The following is a 248-nucleotide window of genomic DNA, read 5'->3' on the forward strand; positions in this document are numbered from 1 at the left end:
TTTATATTTGGCTGGTTATTTTGTTTGATATCGTGAATATGCATATTCAACGAATCAGCTTCATCGTAACCCGTGATGCGGCAAAAAGAAGGATTAACCGCGATTATTTTGCCTGTACTGTTAGTTATCACAACACCGTCAGCTGTACTCGTTAGTGCGTGAAAAAAGAGTTGATGTTTAGATGATAACTGCTTTAATTCTTTTTCTCTAACATCGAGCTCCATCGCTAAAGATTCTATTTCAAGCAG

General features: G+C 37.1%; 1 protein-coding gene. It reads right to left on the reverse strand.

What is annotated here, in order from left to right; translation table 11 throughout:
- Positions 1 to 248 (reverse strand): PAS domain S-box protein (locus R2R70_RS22205; RefSeq protein WP_410979232.1); only part of this gene is annotated, 248 nt, incomplete at both ends.

It is taken from the genome of Cobetia sp. SIMBA_158, assembly GCF_046566945.1.
Lineage (GTDB): Bacteria > Pseudomonadota > Gammaproteobacteria > Pseudomonadales > Halomonadaceae > Cobetia > Cobetia amphilecti.